3 protein-coding genes are annotated in these 1,304 nt (G+C 51.2%); all 3 read left to right on the forward strand.

Translation table 11 applies throughout. From position 1 onward, the window contains the following. The coding region (locus DTF_RS27420; RefSeq protein ID WP_226989416.1) for a hypothetical protein at positions 1 to 218 on the forward strand (218 nt) is incomplete at its 5' end. 73 nt (positions 219 to 291) lie between these two features. Then, positions 292 to 819, forward strand: coding sequence for a hypoxanthine phosphoribosyltransferase (gene hpt / locus DTF_RS0118030; protein WP_027716457.1), 528 nt, complete (start codon positions 292 to 294; stop codon positions 817 to 819). A gap of 20 nt (positions 820 to 839) precedes the next feature. Next, the coding region (locus DTF_RS0118035; RefSeq protein WP_027716458.1) for a zinc-ribbon domain-containing protein at positions 840 to 1,304 on the forward strand (465 nt) is incomplete at its 3' end.

Raw genomic sequence — 1,304 nt, forward strand, 5'->3', positions numbered from 1 at the left:
TAGATCCGACCGAAGTTGAAGTTTTCCTGGTCCACCACTATTTTGGGCGCAGCGGCCCACGAAACCGCCGTGAAAATGCAGGACATAAGGATGATGCAAATGGAAAAATATCTCGCCATGTGATTCTCCCGGAACGAATGAAAAACCTATTACTTCCGCTGAATTCTATCATAAATGGAATTGATTTAGCCAATCATTTCAGCTCGGCAACCGAGTGATTGACACTCTTGAGGCTTTCCTGATATAAACACTTGATTATATCAATCTCTATTTACTGAAAAGAGACATTGAATGCCCGAACTGCCGTTGAAAACGCTGTTCAGCAAAGAGCGGATAGCCGCCGAGGTGAAGCGACTGGGAAAAGAAATCAGTCGCGATTACGTGGGTATGGAAATACTCCTTGTCGGAGTCCTCAATGGTTCATTCATTTTTTTTGCCGACCTGGTGCGCGCCATTTCCGTCCCGATCGTTATAGATTTTGTACGACTGGCAAGCTACGGTTCCGAAACGCGGTCATCCGGCATTGTGGAAATGCGCAAGGATCTGGACCTTCCCGTCAATGGGCGACACGTTCTCGTGGTTGAAGATATCGTGGATAGCGGTTACACTCTGGAATCACTTTACCACCGGCTTTTGCTTCGGGAACCCGCTTCCCTGAAAATCTGCACTCTTATAGATAAGCGAAAACAACGCGAAGTGGAGATCGAAGCGGATTACGTCGGCTTGACGCTGGATGATGGTTTCGTCGTCGGTTATGGCCTGGATTTCGATGAACGTTACCGAAACCTCCCGGATATCTACCTGGTTGAAGGAAACTGACCGGCCAAGGAGAGAAATGCATGGTAATCCAATGCAGCCAGTGCGATACCCGTTTTAAAATCGCGGACGAAAAACTCAAGCCGGGCGGCATCAAGGTTCGCTGTTCCAAATGCCGGCACATCTTCACGGTCATGCCTCCTGAACCGGAAAAAACGACCTCCGCCGGAGAGGACGAAATTGATTTCGGCGCCTTCAACATGGAACCGGTTCCAGAAGAACCGATGACCGCCAGAACCGCTCCGGAACCCGATCTGACGGAAAAGGAAAAGCCGGAAGTCGATTCGACCGAGCCCCCTATTGCGTCGAAATCCACCCGGGAGGCTCCCGCTGAGTTCGATTTTGAGAAGGAGCCACCCACGCAGCAGGGATCGGTGGAGTTCGATTTCGAGGAGAAGACCCCCGCTCAGCAGGGGCCGTCGGAATTCGATTTCGAGGAGGAGCCCCCTTCGCAGCAGAGTCCGGTGGAGTTCGACTTCGAAGAGGAG

It is taken from the genome of Desulfuromonas sp. TF (genome assembly GCF_000472285.1).
Taxonomy (GTDB): domain Bacteria; phylum Desulfobacterota; class Desulfuromonadia; order Desulfuromonadales; family ATBO01; genus ATBO01.